The sequence below is a fragment of the Tritonibacter scottomollicae genome (assembly GCF_003003215.1).
In the GTDB taxonomy this organism is placed as follows: Bacteria; Pseudomonadota; Alphaproteobacteria; order Rhodobacterales; family Rhodobacteraceae; genus Epibacterium; species Epibacterium scottomollicae.
This window is the reverse complement of sequence record NZ_PVUF01000062.1, coordinates 1-1,359: the sequence shown is the minus strand read 5'-3', so window position 1 is coordinate 1,359 and position 1,359 is coordinate 1. Positions and strand designations below refer to the sequence as shown.

The 1,359-nt window shown below is 53.9% G+C and carries 1 protein-coding gene; it reads right to left on the bottom strand.

Annotation, left to right across the window (positions count from 1 at the left end; genetic code table 11):
• Positions 1-250 precede the first annotated feature (250 nt).
• Complete coding sequence (locus CLV89_RS22245) at positions 251-1,270, bottom strand: IS110 family RNA-guided transposase (protein ID WP_106165750.1); 1,020 nt, start codon at positions 1,268-1,270, stop codon at positions 251-253.
• Between the last annotated feature and the right edge of the window lie 89 nt (positions 1,271-1,359).

Here is a 1,359-nt window from a genome sequence, read left to right as displayed (position 1 = left end):
GTCCTGTGTGGATGGCTCCCTTTTTGCAAGTACCTTTTTCGTGCGTGGCAATTTGTCAGAAGCAGTCTTGTGTTCGGCCTGTTAGCGCGACACACATGGCCGCTGGCCCTGATGGTTTCCACCAACCAAGTCCCATTCCGCACATCGAACAGCAAGCGTTCTGGACAAAGCTCGGGGTGTCTTGGTTTTTGGGCTAACAAAGTTCCATCACGTCATTGGTCTTGCAAACTCCTGTTGTTTCGCTGGTCCGTTAAACGGTTCTCACTTTGTAGGGTTCGTTCCGGGTCAGCGCAGCCCAGATCATACGGGCAGTTTTATTGGCCATTGCAACGGCGGCCACTCTGCTGGGCTTGCGCGACAGGATGTTAGCAAACCATGGATCAAACTTTTCTGGTTCCAACCTAATGGATCGGATGCGGGACGTCATACCCAAGACCAATAATCGACGTATGTATTGATCTCCCATTTTGGAGATATGGCCCAACCGTTCCTTTCCGCCGCTTGATCGGTTGAGCGGTGTCAGCCCCAACCATGCAGCAAACTCTCGTCCGTTGTTGAACTGTTTGCCGCTGCCGACTGTTGCAACGATTGCTGATGCCGTGATCGGACCAACGCCAGGTATGGTGCGCAAAAGCGCTACCTGCTTCTCTCGCCTGGCAATCTGGGTCATGTGTCGTGTGTGACGCAGGATCTTCGCATGTAGAAACAGCAATTGCTCGGACAAATCGAAGACAACCTCATGGGCATCTTTTGGCAAATCCAATGGCTCGCCTTCTATGCTGTTCTTTGCAAACTTCAGCGCGTGGTAGACGCCCTGCGGCAAGACGATACCAAACTCAGCCAACTGCGCGCGCAGCATATTGATGGTCTGAGTACGCTGCCGCACGATCAAGTCGCGGGTACGGTGAACAGCCAATATCGCTTTCTGCTCGGGTGTCTTCACCTCAACGAACCGCATCGTTGGGCGTGTTACCGCCTCACAGATGGCCGCTGCATCAACGGCGTCTGACTTGCCGCGCTTAACGTAGGGCTTCACATAAGCCGGAGGGATCAGCTTCACATTATGACCAAGCTTGATCAGTTCCCGCGCCCAGTAGTGGCTTGTCCCACAGGCCTCAATGCCAACCAGGCATGGCTCAAGGTGTTCGAAAAATGCCACGACCTGAGCGCGTCTCAGAGCGCGGTTGAATGCAACCTCGCCGTGCTCATCGATACCATGGACTTGAAAAACGCTCTTGGCCAAATCTAGGCCAATTGTTGTAACCTGCATCGGGTGGCTCCTCTCAAAAGCAGTTCATAGCAACTGCACTATGGTGCATTGCCACGCCGGTTGATGCAGGAGCCATCCACCCCATCCGC